This is a genomic window from Yinghuangia sp. YIM S09857 (assembly GCF_051388915.1).
Classification (GTDB): domain Bacteria; phylum Actinomycetota; class Actinomycetes; order Streptomycetales; family Streptomycetaceae; genus Yinghuangia.
Genome location: NZ_JBPKBH010000021.1, coordinates 125748 through 141311 on the forward strand (window position 1 = coordinate 125748; position 15564 = coordinate 141311).

General features: G+C 72.7%; 11 protein-coding genes, 1 tRNA gene and 1 pseudogene. 7 read left to right on the plus strand and 6 right to left on the minus strand.

Annotated elements, in window-relative coordinates; translation table 11 throughout:
• Positions 1–55: 55 nt before the first annotated feature.
• Positions 56–334, minus strand: a complete 279-nt coding sequence (locus ACRX5S_RS33115) for a GlsB/YeaQ/YmgE family stress response membrane protein (protein ID WP_436776885.1) — start codon at positions 332–334, stop codon at positions 56–58.
• A 250-nt stretch (positions 335–584) separates the two neighbouring features.
• On the opposite strand from ACRX5S_RS33115, the gene ACRX5S_RS33120 reads away from it, so the two are divergent.
• A tRNA-Thr gene (locus ACRX5S_RS33120) sits at positions 585–661 on the plus strand.
• Between the two features lie 317 nt (positions 662–978).
• On the opposite strand, the gene ACRX5S_RS33125 is transcribed toward ACRX5S_RS33120, so the two are convergent.
• The gene (locus ACRX5S_RS33125; RefSeq protein WP_436776886.1) at positions 979–1356 is read right to left on the minus strand and encodes a DUF4180 domain-containing protein; all 378 of its coding nucleotides are present in this window, start codon (positions 1354–1356) and stop codon (positions 979–981) included.
• Positions 1357–1473: 117 nt separating this feature from the next.
• Positions 1474–2424: a hypothetical protein gene (locus ACRX5S_RS33130; RefSeq protein WP_436776887.1), complete on the minus strand. Its 951-nt coding sequence runs from the start codon at positions 2422–2424 to the stop codon at positions 1474–1476.
• An 831-nt stretch (positions 2425–3255) separates the two neighbouring features.
• Here ACRX5S_RS33130 and ACRX5S_RS33135 point away from each other — a divergent pair.
• On the plus strand, positions 3256–4683 hold the full coding sequence (locus tag ACRX5S_RS33135; protein WP_436776888.1) for a hypothetical protein: 1428 nt from the start codon (positions 3256–3258) through the stop codon (positions 4681–4683).
• A 38-nt stretch (positions 4684–4721) separates the two neighbouring features.
• Positions 4722–5636: a GNAT family N-acetyltransferase gene (locus tag ACRX5S_RS33140; RefSeq protein ID WP_436776889.1), complete on the plus strand. Its 915-nt coding sequence runs from the start codon at positions 4722–4724 to the stop codon at positions 5634–5636.
• 39 nt (positions 5637–5675) lie between these two features.
• On the opposite strand, the gene ACRX5S_RS33145 is transcribed toward ACRX5S_RS33140, so the two are convergent.
• The gene (locus tag ACRX5S_RS33145) at positions 5676–6986 is read right to left on the minus strand and encodes an ROK family transcriptional regulator (RefSeq protein ID WP_436776890.1); all 1311 of its coding nucleotides are present in this window, start codon (positions 6984–6986) and stop codon (positions 5676–5678) included.
• 181 nt (positions 6987–7167) lie between these two features.
• Here ACRX5S_RS33145 and ACRX5S_RS33150 point away from each other — a divergent pair, with 181 nt between their 5' ends.
• Together ACRX5S_RS33150 and ACRX5S_RS33155 are read left to right on the plus strand one after the other, a co-directional pair.
• A complete protein-coding gene (locus ACRX5S_RS33150; RefSeq protein WP_436776891.1) occupies positions 7168–8643 on the plus strand; it encodes a carboxylesterase/lipase family protein in 1476 nt (491 codons plus the stop codon).
• Positions 8644–8884: 241 nt separating this feature from the next.
• The gene (locus tag ACRX5S_RS33155; RefSeq protein ID WP_436776892.1) at positions 8885–9847 is read left to right on the plus strand and encodes a hypothetical protein; all 963 of its coding nucleotides are present in this window, start codon (positions 8885–8887) and stop codon (positions 9845–9847) included.
• Between the two features lie 145 nt (positions 9848–9992).
• On the opposite strand, the gene ACRX5S_RS33160 is transcribed toward ACRX5S_RS33155, so the two are convergent.
• Together ACRX5S_RS33160 and ACRX5S_RS33165 are read right to left on the minus strand one after the other, a co-directional pair.
• On the minus strand, positions 9993–11822 hold the full coding sequence (locus ACRX5S_RS33160) for a hypothetical protein (protein WP_436776893.1): 1830 nt from the start codon (positions 11820–11822) through the stop codon (positions 9993–9995).
• A 699-nt stretch (positions 11823–12521) separates the two neighbouring features.
• A pseudogene (locus tag ACRX5S_RS33165) lies at positions 12522–13538 on the minus strand (LacI family DNA-binding transcriptional regulator); the annotation flags it as partial.
• Between the two features lie 206 nt (positions 13539–13744).
• On the opposite strand from ACRX5S_RS33165, the gene ACRX5S_RS33170 reads away from it, so the two are divergent.
• Both ACRX5S_RS33170 and ACRX5S_RS33175 read left to right on the plus strand, forming a co-directional pair.
• Positions 13745–14854 carry an ABC transporter ATP-binding protein gene (locus ACRX5S_RS33170; protein WP_436776894.1) on the plus strand — a complete coding sequence of 370 codons (1110 nt, stop codon included), beginning with the start codon at positions 13745–13747 and terminating at the stop codon, positions 14852–14854.
• 120 nt (positions 14855–14974) lie between these two features.
• On the plus strand, positions 14975–15430 hold the full coding sequence (locus tag ACRX5S_RS33175) for a PPOX class F420-dependent oxidoreductase (protein ID WP_436776895.1): 456 nt from the start codon (positions 14975–14977) through the stop codon (positions 15428–15430).
• Positions 15431–15564: the final 134 nt, after the last annotated feature.

Genomic DNA, 15564 nt, shown 5'->3' on the forward strand with positions numbered 1-15564 from the left:
CCCACTCACCGGACGCAGCCGACCCACACGCCGACGCCCCGCACGTCCGTCCCGATCAGACGCGCGAACCGCCCTGCTTCCGCATGAACCCGGCGACCAGCGACACCAGGACCACCGACACGGCGATGCTGATGATCCATCTCAGCCAGTCGATCCCCCTGGTCTCGTCGACCCCGATCGCGGCGGCGATGCCGTAGCCGGCCAGGGTTCCGAGGATGCCCACGCCGATGGTGGCCAGCATGCCGATGCTCTGCTTGCCGGGCAGGAACAGCCGGGCAAGCATGCCGATGATGAAACCGGCGATGATCAGACCGATGACGTCCCAGAACCCCATGTGAGCCTCCTGACCCGGCACCCGCCGCACCGTACGGTGGGCACCGGCAACTATTCGGACTTTTCGGTCAAATCCGAGCGTCGCATGATCGGCTCACCCCCGCCACACCAACCCCCGCCGCGCAAACCGGCCCGTGCGGCCACCCCGGCCCCCACCCCACCGCTCGCGCGTTCGGTACAAACCCGTCGCCCATTCGGACCGGTGACTTGTAGCGTGTGAACCGCAGTGCACAATGGACTGCGCACCACCGGCCCCGATAGCTCAGCTGGCCAGAGCGCCGCTCTTGTAAAGCGGAAGTCGTCGGTTCAAACCCGACTCGGGGCTCCAAAAATGGCCAGGTCAGGCACCGTCTGACCTGGCCATTTCCATGTCACGGCCGTTCCTGGGCCTGTGCCGGGGGCCGCGTCGGACCGGCCTGCGTGCGCAGCGCATGCGCGGACGGCAGCTCATCCCCCGCCATCAAGGGGTACCAGGGACCACCGTCCGACCGCCGCAGACGTTCTCGTCCTGGTACGAATCGCCTCGTACGAGCTCTCGCGCCCAGGCACGGGGGCGTACCAGAGGGTCCGGGTTGCACATGCCGACGCGGCACCGGGGTCGCCCGCGCGGCGGCGGGCTGCGTGCGGGGTCGGCGCGGGATCGGGTCAGTTCGCCGCCGGCGGGGCAAGGCGCGAGTGGAAGGTGGGGAGGTCGGGGACGAACCAGAGGTGGCGGGTCTGGTTGGCCTCGTGGACGAAGTCGCGGAACGCGCTGCTTGCGGCCGTCCTGGGGGTTACGTCACCCAGGACGGCCAGTCCAATGCGGTAGTTCGCAAACTTCTGGACGATATGTCCCGCCACCCGCGTGCTCAGGTCGAAGAAACTCTCATCGAACCGCTCCACGGGAACGGCCACCCAGGTGGCCCCTCGGCCGAAGGCGTCGCCGATCAGGTCGGTGGCGTCGTGCTCGCCGCTCACGACGCGACCGTCCGCCGCGCACAACAGGACCGGTGTGCCGTGGATGAGTTCGAGGGTGTCGGGCATGACCGCGTGGCTCCTTGGCAGCGGGGCGTGACGCGGCCGTGCGGCGCCCCAGCACCGCCGGCGGACGTCACACGGCGTCACGTCGGAGTGTAGGGGCGCCGACATATCGGACCGGAGTCATTTAACGGTGGTCTGCGCCTTCCTGGGTCGTGGGACGCCACCACCGGCCGGGCGCAGGCGTTGGGCCTGTTCCCTCAGGTGGGGCGCCAGGACGTCGAGGCCGCGGTGGTTCCCCTTCGCGATGCGGTGCAGCAGTTCCGCGGTCACCACGATCTCGGCCACCCGCCCGTCGGCCGTGTCGAGTTCGGGGAACGCGGTACGCACGCGCGCGGCCAGCTCCGGCACCGACAGGCTGTGCGCGTACAACATCGCCGCGTCGTACGCGATCGGCGCCCGGCCCCAGGCCGCCCAGCCGAGCAGGTCCGGGCCCGGCTCGGTGCCCGTCTCCGCGCTGAGGTCGGGACCGAGGTCGGGTGCGCCCTTGGTGAGGTTCGCCCAGTGCAGCGACCCGTGGGCCGGAGCGGTCGCCCGCAACGTCGGTGCCCTGAAACCGAGTTGGTCGGGGACCAGGACGTCGATCCAGTCCTGGTGCACGATGGTGCGCTGTGTGCGCGCCCGGGCCACGATGCCCAGGGTGCGCCGCAGGTCGCCCCACCACGCGTCCGGGAGGTCGATCGCCGTCTCGGCCACCGGGCTCCACGAGCACCGCGGCGTCCGCACGTACTGGAGCAGTTCGGCCCGGTACGCATAGGGGCCGTCGGTCCAGTCGCGCACGTCCAGCAGCTTGGGGCGCCGGTCGACGAAGTCGCCGAAGCGGTCCCCGAACAGGTCGCCGAACGCGAACTCGGCCGTCCTGTTGCCCTGCCAGCGCCGGTCGGCGGTCTCGGCGACGGGCGTCGAGAGCACCCGCAGCCATGCGGGTACGCCGCCGCCCGACAGCTCGGTGCGTCGGCCCGCGCTGCGGCCGCGCCGACCGTGCACGGTCGGGCCCGCCGCCACGCGGTCCAGGAGCTTACCGGCGTGGTCCAGCGCGGCGAGGAGCCGGGAGGCCGCGGCCGGGTCGGACAACCCCCGCTCGGCGGACGCCTGGTCGGCCAGGCCTCGGGCGAACGCCGCCAGTGCCGACGGCTGAGGGGTGCCGTTCGGTGACGCGGTCCGCGACGCCGTCGTCGCGGAGCGGTCTGAGGCGGCTCGTCCGGACGCCGGGCGTTTGGCCGAAGGACGGTCGGGAACGGAAGCGGAACGGGAAGTGCCGCGGCCGGAAGAGGAAGAAGGGGAGGGAGAGGAAGCGATGTCGGGGTTGGCGGGTTCCGCCTGGTGGGTGTTGCCGGCCGTCGAAGCCGCCGCTTTGGGGCGCCTCCGGGGCCGCACGGTCTTCTGAGGAGTCGAAGGGCTCATGCCGACTGCGCGCCGCCGTCGACGGGCCACGGGCTCTTGCCGCCTCCCGGCGACCACAAAGTACGCTCCGTGCCAGGCCTGTTCGGTTCCATGGAAAAAACCTCCAGATGTGCGCCGACCCCGCCGAGGACTTCCCCGGCGCGGCCTGTGACGGGCGGGCGACCCGGCGAGGGAATCACCCACCCGGTGCGGACCCGGCGTCATTGGCGTGTCCGCACAACCACATGATTCGAGCGTCACCCGCCCCGGCGCGCATGGATACCGACGTCTTACCGTCGTCGTCGCCGTCGTCCGCGGTCCGAATCGCGCTCCGACGCGGCGCGCCCCCGACGGCAAGGCCGTCGTGCGCACGTCATGTCACCGCCGTCTTCGCACGATGGATAATCGTGGAGATCCCCGCGGCTACCGTCGAAACTGGACGAGCTGCACCGCCCAAGCGGGGGTTCGATGGCCGAGAAACACAGGGAACAGGCGACGGCGCCTACACTGCTGCGGGTTCTGGTGACCCGCCGCCACTGGCAGGTCTACGAGACCTTCCGGCACCACTACGAGCGGGCCGCCGAGGCCCTCTCCGAGCGCGAGGGCGATCGCCGGGTACGCGGACTGACCGTTTCCAAGCGGCAGTTCGAGCGCTGGTACGGCGGTGAGCTGAAGACTCGCCCGTACCCCGACCAATGCCGCGTCCTGGAGGAGCTGTTCGACTGCCCGGTCGACGAACTCCTCGCCCCTGCCCGGCCCGAGCAGTCATCCCCGCCCCGCGCCATCACCAACACGCCCACGACCACGACCTCGGCCCCCGCCCTCTCCCCGCGCAGATTCGCGCCGGGGCGGACGGCCGAACCGGCAACCCGGGTCGGGCCGCTCGCCGCCACAATGGATACCGATGCCTGGGGCGACCCGGGCATCGGTGATCGGGAGAGGCAGGTCGAGATGGCCGCACGTCGCGCTTTCCGCTTCGGCAGCACGGCCGAAGGCAGCACCGTGGTCCCCGAGACGCTGGCGCAACTGCACGACGAAGTGCGGCGCCTGGCCGACGCCTATCCGAGACTTCCGCTGCCCACGCTGCTCGGCGACCTTGTCGAAGTCCAGGACACCACCTTCCGCATCCTCGAACACGGTCGCGTACGCCCGTCCCAGGCCCAGGAGTTGTACCTGCTGGCCGGGATGACCTCCGGAATGCTCTCCAAGGCGAGCCACGATGTCGGGGACCCGCGCTCGGCGATGATGCAGGCGCGCACCGCCTACATATGCGCCGACAACGCCGACCACCCCGCGATGCGCGCGTGGGTACGCGGCATGCAGTCGCTCATCAACTACTGGGCGGGACGGCCGCAGGAGGCCGCACGGTACGCCGCGCTCGGCACCGCGGTCGGGGAGAACGTCCGCGGCACGACCTCGATTTGGCTCGCGTGCCTGGAGGCACGGGCGTACGCGATGCTCGGCGACGCCGGCAACGCCCGTGCCGCGGTGATCCGTTCGGAGGAGACCCGGGACGCGGTGCGGCCGGACGACCTGGACTCCTACGGCGGGATCCTCACGTTCCCGCGCGTGCGACAGCTCTATTACGTCGCGGAAGCCGTGGTGCACCTGCGGGACGACCCGCGCGGCGCGCAGGAGCAGGCGGCCGAGGCGGTCACCGCGTACCGCGACGCGGACCCGGAGGACTGGGCGTTCGGCGACGAGGCGGGCGCGCACACCAACCTCGCGCTGTCCCGGATCGCCGCAGGCGAACTCGACGGTGCCGTCGAGGCGGTACGTCCGGTGCTCGACCTGCCCTACGAGCAACGCAACTTCGGCATCGTGGTGAGCGCCCGGCGGGTGCACAACGCGCTCTCGGACGCCCGGTTCCTGACTTCCCCCGCGGCCGCCGACACCCGCGAGGAGATCGAGGAGTTCACCGCCTCCCCCACGGCCTCGCTGCTGCGTTGAGAGGGTACGTGCGACGCCGACCCGGGTAGATCGGCCGCATGAACGGTATCGATGTCCACGGAATGCGTCTCCGCCTTCGCGAGCTGGCCCCCGGCGATGAGCCGGGGGTTCTGGCGATCTACGGCGACCGCGAGGCGACCCGCCATCTGAGCTTCGAACCGCGCTCCGCCGAGGAGGTGGCCGGCGTCGTCGCGGGCGCGGTTCGATCGGCAGGTGCCGAGCCGCGGGTCGAGTACGTCCTGGCGGCCGTCCCGCACGACGCCCCGGAGGACATCGTCGGGATCACCCGCCTGGCCACCGAGCCGCAACGCGCGGCCACCATCGGCTTCGCACTGCGCCCCGACTCGTGGGGCCAGGGGTTCGGCACCGAAGTGGTCCATCTTCTCTGCGCGTTGGGGTTCGGACAGCTCGGTCTGCACCGCATCTGGGCGGCCCGGTCGCCGCTCAACACGGCTTCGGCCGAGACGCTGCGCAAGGCGGGGATGACGGAGGACGGCCGCATCCGGGACCACGTCCACGTGCGCGGAGCGTGGCGCGACTCCATCTTCCACGCGATCCTCGAACACGAGTGGAAGTCGCCCTGGGGCAGCGATTCACCGCGGATCACGCACTTCGCCTGGGGGGAGATCGACGCCGAGGGGCTCGCCCGGCACAAGGACCTCAAGGTCTACCCGGGCGGCGGACGCGCGTGGGACTGGAACGAGACCGGCACGCGGCACTCTCCCGGCGTCCAGGTCGCGGACGTCGCCGAGTTCGCCGAACGCGGCTGCGAAGTCGTCGTGCTGACGCGCGGCGTGGACCTGCGCCTGGAAGTCCCCGACGCGACGGTCGGGTTCCTTCGCGCGAAGGGCATCGACGTGCTGGTCTCGGACACCGCGTCGGCGATCACGGAGTACAACCGCCTGGTGGCGGAGGGACGCGCGGTGGGCGGGCTGTTCCACACCACTTGCTGAGCCCGTGCGGCCGGGCACCGGGACTGTGCGCCGGTCGAGTCAGCGCATGGGGACGGCCGTCGGGTCGTCGAAGGTCGCCTCACGGCTGATCCGCAGGGCGCCCTGGAGCGTCGCGTCCGCCCCCAAGACGCCGAGCACGATGGCCGGTTCGAGGTGCGCTGCGACCGCATGGCGGCGTTCCAGCGCCTCGGCGATGCCCGGGAGCAGCCACCGGCCCCAGGTGGCGAGGTAGCCGCCGAGGATGACCTCGCCCGCGTCGGTGAGCCCCCAGATGGCCAGGATCGCGGCCCCGAGCGGGCGGCCCGCGCGGGCGAGGGCGTCGACGGCGTGCGGGTCGTCCGCACGCAGACGGCGGTCCAACTCGTCCAGTGCCGCGGGCAGTCCGTCGGCCACGGCGCGGTCGGCGAGGCCCGCGGCGGCGGTCAGCGGTTCCGGGCCGATGTAGAGGGCCAGGCAACCGCGGGCGCCGCACAGGCATTCGGGGCCGTCGAGGGCCAGCGGGATGTGTCCGATCTCCCCGGCCGTCCCGCGGGATCCGGTATGAATGCGCCCGTCGATGAGCAGTCCGCCGCCCACGCCGGTGTCGGCCTTGATGTAGGCGACGGTGTACGGCAGTTCGACGCCCGACGTCCGCAACGCCTGCACGCGCGCGTGGTACTCCGCCAACGCGGCCACGTTCGCGTCGTTGACCACCTCGACCGGGCACCCCAGCGACGGTAGATGCTCCTCGACCAACGCCCGCAGGTCGGTGTGCGGCAGCCAGCCGAAGTCGATCGCCGCCGCCACCGTGTTCCCCGGCCCCGGCCCCGGCCCCGAGCCCGTGACCGGCCCTGCCATCGCCACGACGGCCCGTGCCAGGTACGCCCCTTCGCACGCCTCCCCCACCACCGCCGCCGCGCGCCCGATCTCCCGGGCGATCACCGCGGCGAGCGGCCGGGGTTCGCCGTACGGCGCGTGGTGCGGCTCCGACACGCGGTGCACGACCGCTCCCGCGAGGTCGCCCGCCATGACCTCGACGCGTTCGAGCGTGACCTGCACGGCGATCGCCGCCACCCGCTCGGGGACCAGGCGAAGCAGGCGGCGCGGCCGTCCGCGGGCGCCGGTGGCCGCCGAACCGACCTCGCGCACGAGGCCGCGTTCGATCAACTCGGCGGTGATCCCCGTGACCGACGCGTGTACGAGCCCGGTCGCGGCGGCCAGTTCGGTCCGCGCACACGGCCCGTACTCCGCGACATGCCGCAGCACGAGCCCCAGGTTGTGGCGGCGCACGGCGGCCGTGTCGACGGGCGCCGCGGCGGGCGGGCGGTCCGCGGCGGCGTGACGCTGCGGTCGGTCGGTGGGGGCTCTCACGTGCTCGATTGTGCCTTGCTTCGACGGTGGTGCGGGGCGCGAGCGGCCTGAGGCCAGGTCGACGCGCCACTCGCCGGAAATCCGCCGCAGCTATTTTTTCAACTCTTGCAATATATGTGCCGACCACCCGATACTCGGAACGACCGCCGGATCCCGAGACCCCGCGCAAAGGACGGCCACCGTGCCCCACCCGCCGCTCGTCACCACCAGCCTGGGCCCGGTCAGCGGCGCCTGGGAGGGCCCGTCCGCCCGCTTCCTCGGCATCCCGTACGCCCGACCGCCGGTCGGGGACCTGCGCTTCGCCGCCCCGGCGGCGCCGGAGCCGTGGACCGAGCCGCTGGACGCCACCGCGTACGGCCCGACCGCGCAGCGCCGCGCCTTCGGCGACGGCGAGGGGCCGACGATCATCCCCGAGCCGTCGATCCCCGGCGCCGCGACGCTGAACCTCAACGTGTTCACCCCCGACCCCACCGCCGGCTCCGCCCTGCCCGTGCTGGTCTGGATCCACGGCGGCGGCTTCGTCGCCGGTTCGGCGGCCAGCCCGTGGTACGACGGACGCGCGTTCAACCGCGACGGGGTCGTACTGGTCTCACTCGGCTACCGGCTGGGCATCGAGGGCTTCCTGCACGTCGAGGGCGCCCCCGACAACCGCGGCGTGCTGGACTGGATCGCCGCCCTGGAGTGGGTGCGCGACAACATCGCGGCCTTCGGCGGCGACCCGGCCAAGGTGACCATCGCAGGCCAGTCCGCAGGCGGCGGCGCCGTACAGACGCTGCTCGCGACGCCGACGGCGCACGGCCTGTTCCGCGCCGCCATCTCGGTTTCGGGCGCGGTGATGGAGCCGCAGAGCCGCGCGGACGGCACAGCGGTCGCGGAGCGCCTGACCGCGCGCACCGGAACACCCGCCACGGTGGCCGCGCTGCGCGACCTGCCGGACGACGAAATGCTGGCGCTCCAGGACGCGTTGGCGGCACCCGCCGAGGGCGCGGCGCCGCTGCCCGAACTGCTGCTCGCGCCCTTCGCGGACGGCACGCTGATCCCCGAGCAGGTGCCGGACGCGATCCGCGGCGGAACCGCGAGCCCGGTCCCGCTGATGCTCGGCGCGACGCACCACGAGTTCAACATGGCCGCCGAGTTCGGCATGCCGGACCTGCCGGTAGAGGCCGCCCGCGCGCTGCTCGCGCAGGTGGGGCTGGACGCGGAGGCGATCGAGGCGTACCTGCGGCTGCACGAGGGCGCGACGCCCGCGCGGATCATCGGGCAGGGCCTGACCGACCAACTGTTCCGGGCCACCGCGGTACGCATCGCGGAGGACCGCGCCGCGCTCGAACTCCCCACCTGGCTCTACGCGTTCGAGTGGCTCTCCGGTGCGCGGACGATGGGCGGCATGGCGTTCCACTGCCTCGACCTGCCGTTCGCCTTCGACCTGCTGGACGCCCCGGGTGCCGAGGCGTCGACCGGTCCGGACGCGCCGCAGAAGCTCGCGGACGCCGTGCACGGCGCATGGGTCGCGTTCATCCGCGACCTCGACCCGGGCGCCGCCTGGCCGCGCTACACACTCGCGGAGCGCGCCACGCGCATCTGGGACGCCGAACCGGGCATCGCGCACGACTTCTACGGCCCCGAGCACGCGGTGTGGGGAAGCCGCCGGGGCTGAACCGCCCGACAGGACTCGGCGGAGCCCGCCGACACACCCCCGCCACGAAGCCGCCTCTCCGGAGGCGGCTTTCCCACGTCCGCGATCTCGCCTCGTACCACCCAGGGGTATCGGGACGTGCGACGCCGCCGAACTGCACGGAAGGCAATATGCCGATCCAACTTGACTAGATACCCCCTAGGGGTATCTTATGGAGCCAACGGAGGACCACGCCTCCGGAACGACACGGAGGAAGATCACCATGAACCGCCACGAGCACGCCGCACACACCCCGCAGACCCCCGCCGCCGAGTCGGCCCAGACCCACGCCGGTGGCCACGAGGCCGGTGCCCATTCCGGTGCGCACGCCCACGGCCATGGCGCCGGATCACACGGCGGCGGCGTGCCGGGCGGCCTCCAGGTCTCCGAACGCGGCTACACGCTGGTGCCCGGCACCGAGCCGCGGCACGCCGGCGAACCCACCGACCTCCGCTTCCAAATCCTCGGCCCCGACGGCAACCCCTGGACGCAGTACGACCTTTCGCACGGCAGGCAACTGCACCTCATCGTCGCCCGCCGCGACCTCTCCGGCTTCCAGCACGTGCATCCCGTGCTCGACGCGGACGGCACCTGGTCCGTACCGCTGACCTTCGCCGACGCGGGGGACCACCGGATCTTCGCGGACTTCGCGCCGACCGGGGACCCGCAGGGCGCACTCACCCTCGGCGCCGACATCGCGGTGGCGGGCGACTACCGCCCCGTGCCGCTGCCCGTGCCTTCGCGTACCGCCCGGGTCGACGGCTACACCGTGACGCTCGACGGCGACCTCGCCACGGGGGACGGCGGGATGGTGACACTGTCCGTCGCCAAGGACGGACGCCCGGTGACCGACCTGGAGCCCTACCTCGGCGCGTACGGCCACCTCGTCGCACTGCGGCAGGGCGACCTCGGCTACCTCCACGTCCACCCGCAGGGCGAGCCGGGCGACGGCGTGACCCCGGCGGGCCCCGGAATCGTCTTCCACGCGGCGGCGCCGAGTGCCGGGGCGTACCGGCTCTACCTCGACTTCCAGCACGAAGGCATGGTGCGCACCGCGGAGTTCACCGCCGTCGCCGCCCGCCCGGCCCCGCGGCACACGCCCCAGCAGCACGCCGCCGACCACGGCGAGCACGCGGGCCACGGCGAACACGCGGCTCACGCCGGACACGCCCACCACACCGGGTGACGCCCCGGCCGACCGCCGCGGACCGACCGACGACCTGAGGGGCCGTACCGAAGCGATTCCGGTACGGCCCCTCAGCCGCGTCCGCGCCACTCGGGCGCGCCGTCACGAAGCCCGGCCCACGCCAGGCCGCACCCGCCCCCGGCTCCTACTCCGACCCCGACTCGGCGTCCAGAGCCGCCAACCGCTCCCGGGCCAACTCCGCAACCTCGTGCGGCATTTGCGGGGTCGCCAGCACCAAGTCCGCGAGCGAGCGCAGCAGCGTCACCTCGCGCGTACGGTACGCAGCCACCGCGTCGACGAAGCGCCGTCCCACCAACTCCGCGACGTCGTCCCGCACATCGGGCACCAGCCACGCGGTGGCAACGAGAGCGAACAGCGCCGCGTCGCTCACCCAGTCCTCGGGCCCGAACGCCAGGTCCACCAGCACCGCGCGCCGCACCGAGCCCTCCCACGGCTCGTCGGCCCGGTGGTGCGCAATGCCGAGGCACGCCCAGATCTGCACGAGGCGTACCCACAACGCCGGTTCGTGGCGGGCGAAGGTCTGGCCCAGCTCGCTGTCGTCCGGCGCGGGCGGATGCGCCAGCACACCCAACAGGTCGTCGAGCGCGCACCCGGCCAGCAACACCGCCCGGTCGTAGGCCAATGCGGGGTGCGGCCACGACGGGTCCGCGATGCCGCGCACCGCCTCGGCGGTCGCCGGATCCGGTACGCCCGGCACCGGCCGCGCCTCCGTCGAGCCCGGGGCATACGCCCACACCGCGTACTTGCCCGGCCGCAACGCCACCCGCGGGTCCGGCGCGGGCACCGACTGCACGGTCAACTCGAAGCGCGGAAAGGCTCCGCGCACCGCGAGCAGCGCGCTCGGCGGCTCCAACGCGCTCAGCGAGATCGCGATCTCCGCCTCCCCCGGCTCGACCTGGTCCAGGAGTTGGCTCAGTGTGTTGGTCAACGCCTCGGTGGGGTACGGCACATGCCGCAACCACGCGCCCGAGCACGCCCGCGCGACCAGCTCGTGGGCGTACCCGTGGTCCGGGTACGAGCGCAAGTGGTCGATCAGCGCGATCAGATGCGCGATGTCGCGGTCCCGGGCCCAGCGCACGCCGTGCAACGCGGGCGCGGCCTTCGGGTGCGCGGGGTCGGTCGCGAGCGCGCGTTCGATCCACCCGATGCCCTCCTCGAACCGGCCTTGCCCGGCGATGAGTTCGCCGAGATCGACGTGCAGGTCCAGATCCTCGGGGTGGTCGCGCAGGACGGTGGCCCACAGCTTCTCGGTATCGCGCTCACGCCCGACGCGCCGCCAGGCGTTGCCGAGCATGATGGCGGCCTCCAGCGAACGGTCCTGCGTCCAGGCGCGGAACGCCCAGTCCACCGCCTCGCGCAGCGCGTCGAGCCGCCGCATGAACGAGGAACCGGCCCACAGCAGGAAGCCGTGCCGCGGATGCGCGTCGGTCATCGCGACGGCGAGTTCGGCGAACGGGCCGAAGTGGGACCGGTGTTCCTCGGGAACCGGGTCGTCGAGGATCTGGACCATGCCCAACAGCGTGCGCGCGTACGCCTCCGGGTCGAGCTGCGGCACGAGGTCGGTCCGCAGCCACCCGGCGGAGCCCGCCCAGGGGCGGTGCGGCTCGTGTGCCGCGACCTGCGAGAGGCCGAGCAGCGCCCGGTCGAAGTCGCCCGCGGCGGCCTGGAGATGGGCGAGGGCCGCCGCGCTGCCCGCGAACATGCCGCCGTGTTCGTCGGGCCCGTACAGGCCGATGCCGCCCTCGGGTGCGCGCGAGGCCAGCACGCCGAGCATTTCGTGGGCCTCGGGCAGGCGGGGTTCGCAGAAGAGTGCGTTGGCCACGTGCACGGCGGCGTGCCCGGTCTCGCCGTCGGCCAGCGCCAGACGCGCCATCGCCAACTCGCCGTGCGCCTCCTGGACCGGGTCGCCGACGCCTTCGCGGCCACCGGAGTCGTGCGGATGGTTGTGTGCCACGGTGCTGAGCCCCCGCTCGTGCTTCGTCGCCTCACGATGTGTTCGCCGGACGAAGATCGACACTAGTCGAGGGAAACACGTGCGGGGCAAGGCCACCCGACGTCGTCCCCGGAACGCCGCGCGCTCACCTGCACGCACACCTCACCCGGACGCGAGGCCCTGGATCGTGCCCTCAAATTCCCGCCGCTCCCGCGACGCCGGGCCGTGACGGCCCTCCCAAGTGCCACGCACGCTCGCCGCGTCACGACCCTCGCCGCCGGGCCTTGACGGCCCTCCCAAGCCAAACCCAGGCCGAGCCGCGGGCCGCGCCTTGCGAGCGCACGCACCACGACCCGCGGGCTATCCGACGAGACTTTGAAGCCACTCCCTGGCAGCCAAGGGGCTTCCCCCGGCAAGAACCGACTCGGGCACGAGAACCGCCCCTCACCCGGAGACGATCTGCGCCGATCCTCCCGGCCCCGCCTGCGCCGGTACGTCCGCCCCCGTCCCCGGCCGGGCCGTCGGCCCCCCGGCCTGCCTCGCCGCCGCGGCCCGCTCGTGCGCGGCCGCCGCCGCGGCGACCGACGGATCGACCACGACCGCCGCCTCCCGCCCCGACTCGGCGTCCACCACCAGTTCCACGGCCACATCCGCCGAGCCGGCCACACCCACGACCGCATCCGGCAGCGCGGCAGCCGACACCGCGGCATCCGGCGCTGCGGCATCCGACACCGCCGCCGGCCCCGTGGACCCGCGCACCACGAGCTCCGGCCGGTACACCAGTTCGGTGCGCGGCGCCCGCCCCCCGCCGATCTCGTCCAGCAGTGCCCGCACCGCCGCCGCGCCCATCGGCGCGACCGCCTGCCGCACGGTCGTCAGCGGCGGATCGGTGAACGCCACCAGCGGCGAGTCGTCGTACCCCACCACCGACACATCGCCCGGCACGCTCATGCCGCGCTCGCGCACCGCCCGGATCACCCCGAGCGCCATCAGGTCGCTGCCGCACACGATCGCGGTCGCGCCGCGGTCCAGCAGGGTGCCCGCCGCGGCCTGCCCGCCCTCGACCGAGAACAGCGAGCGCTCGATCCACGGATCGGCGTCGTCGACACCGAACGTCTCCCTGAGGCCGCGTCGGAACCCGGCGATCTTGCGCGCCGTCGGCACGTACCGCTCCGGGCCGACCGCGAGGCCGATGCGCCGATGCCGCAGCGACGCCAGGTGCCCTATCGCGAGTTCGACGGCCACCGACTCGTCGCTGCTGATGAAGGGGGCGTCGATGCCGTCCGCCCAGCCGTTGACGAAGACGACCGGCAGGCCGCGCTCGACGAGCCGCACGTACCGCGAGGTGTCGGCGCCCGAGTCGGAGTGCAGGCCGGAGACGAAGATGATGCCGGAGACGCCGCGCTCAAGGAGCAGTTCGGTGTAGTCGTCCTCGGTCGCGCCGCCCGGGGTCTGCGTGCACAGCACCGGCGTGTAACCGTGGTGGGCCAGCGCGCGTTCGATGACCTGCGCGAACGCCGGGAAGATCGGGTTGTCCAGCTCGGGCACCATGAGGCCGACCAGACCCGCGCTGCGGCGGCGCAGCCGGGCCGGCCGCTCGTACCCCAGCACGTCGAGTGCGGTGAGCACCGCGCGCCGGGTGTCCTCCGCCACCCCCGGGCGGCTGTTGAGCACGCGGCTGACGGTCGCCTCGCTGACCCCGGCCTGGGCGGCGATGTCCGCCAACCGTGTCTTCATGGCCGACCAGCGTAGTTGAAGGTTTCTGAAGGATTCAGCAGGGGCTTGCACGGGATGCAAAGTCTTGCAGGACCGTGTGACGCACAGGGCTGACAACAGGCCGTTCCGCCGGGTACCGTGGCGCGAGTCCATTTGGATGGACTAGACCATTTCGCCCTCCACTCGGATCGTCCGGCACGTTCCTGCCGGTGAAGGGGAGTACCACCATGGCTTCGGTCACGTACCGCAAGGCAACCTGCGTCTACAAGGGCGCCGACCGCCCCAGCGTCAACGCGCTCGACCTGGAGATCGCCGACGGCGAGTTCCTGGTCCTCGTGGGCCCGTCCGGCTGCGGCAAGTCCACCTCGCTGCGCATGCTCGCCGGCCTCGAAGAGGTCACCGACGGCGCCATCCAGATCGGCGACCGCGACGTCACCTACCTGGAGCCGAAGGACCGGGACATCGCGATGGTGTTCCAGAACTACGCGCTCTACCCGCACATGACGGTCGCCGACAACATGGGCTTCGCCCTCAAGATCGCCGGCGTCGACAAGGCCACGATCCGCGCCAAGGTCGAAGAGGCCGCCAAGATCCTCGACCTCACCGAGTACCTCGACCGCAAGCCCAAGGCGCTCTCCGGCGGCCAGCGCCAGCGCGTCGCGATGGGCCGCGCGATCGTCCGCGAGCCGCAGGTCTTCCTCATGGACGAGCCGCTGTCGAACCTGGACGCCAAGCTCCGCGTCCAGACCCGCACGCAGATCGCCTCGCTCCAGCGCCGCCTCGGCATCACCACCGTGTACGTCACGCACGACCAGGTCGAGGCCATGACCATGGGCGACCGCGTCGCGGTGCTCAAGGACGGCGTGCTCCAGCAGGTCGACACGCCGCGCAACATGTACGACCGGCCGGCCAACGTCTTCGTGGCGGGCTTCATCGGCTCCCCCGCGATGAACCTCATCGAGGCCGACCTCGCCGCCGACGGCGTGCGCTTCGGCGACGTGGTCGTCCCGGTCTCACCCGCGGCCCGCGAACTCGCCGCGGCCGAGGGCGCTAGCAAGGTGACGCTGGGCGTACGCCCGGAGCACCTGGAGGTCCGCAGCGCCGAGGGCCTGGCCAAGACCGGCAACGGCCTCCCGGTCGTCGTCGACGTCGTGGAGGAGCTGGGCTCCGACGCCTACGTCTACGGCACCGCGAAGATCGACGGCGAGGCCAAGAGCCTGGTCGTGCGCGTCTCCGGCCGCAAGGTCCCGAACAAGGGCGAGACGCTGCACGTCGTGGCGCAGGCGGGCGAGACCCACCTGTTCTCGACCGTGACCGGCGAGCGCCTGGCCGACTGACGGCCCGGAGCACTCCTCCGTCGCCAGTAGTGGCGCGTGCGGCCCCACCGAACCGATCGGCGGGGCCGCACGCGTGTCGCCGCCCGCCGCCGCCCATCCGGGCCGGGAAGACTGGACGCCATGAAACGCATGACCCCCGCCGAGACCCTGGCCTTCCTGCGGAACGGGGCGCGCACCGGCAAGTTGGCGACGGTCCGCCCGGACGGGCGGCCGCACGTCGCGCCCATCTGGTTCGACGTGGACGAGCTCGCCGCGCCCGACGCGGACGGCATGCACGCCGAGCTGGTCTTCAACACCGCCGAGTCCTCCGTCAAGGGACGCAACCTGCGCAACGACCCCCGGGTCAGCCTCTGCGTGGACGACGACCGGCCGCCGTTCAGCTATGTGGTGGTCGAGGGCGAGGCGCGCCTGATCGACGACCCGGCGGAGCTGCGGACGTGGGCGACCCGCATCGGCGGCCGGTACATGGGCGCGGACCGGGCCGGCGAGTACGGCGAACGCAACGGTGTACCAGGAGAGTTGCTGGTACGCGTGCACATCCACCACGTGGTCGCCCACAAGGGCGTCGCGGACTGACGCGGAGGCGCGCACCGGAAGTCGGGTGGCCCACGGAGCGGCGCGGCCCGACGAGCGGTTGACCGGCACACAGGCGCAGCCCGGGGAACAGGTGGCCGACGCAAAGGCGGGGGGGGGGGGGGGGGGGGGGGGGG